Annotated in this window: 1 rRNA gene; it reads right to left on the reverse strand. The window is 40.8% G+C overall.

The features are described from left to right. Positions 1-220 precede the first annotated feature (220 nt). Positions 221-304: ribosomal RNA gene (locus M3610_RS27665) — 16S ribosomal RNA — on the reverse strand; the annotation flags it as partial.

A 304-nucleotide genomic window follows, 5' to 3' on the forward strand; every position in this document is an offset into this window, starting at 1 on the left:
CCGTGCGCCCTTTCTAACTTAACCTAAAAGGTTATTCTCTTAATTTAATAAGAGAGAAAACTAAAATGGCGATGACTCGATGTTTACTTTGCTTCTTCATTACGATTATCTAGTTTTCAAAGAACGAATGGTTTGAGAGAATTGCACTCTCAAAACTAAACAAACAAGAATCAATACACAAACTGTTTTGTCTGGCTCACAAGTCCAGCTTTATCCTTAGAAAGGAGGTGATCCAGCCGCACCTTCCGATACGGCTACCTTGTTACGACTTCACCCCAATCATCTGTCCCACCTTAGGCGGCTG

The sequence above is a fragment of the Neobacillus sp. MER 74 genome (assembly GCF_023714155.1).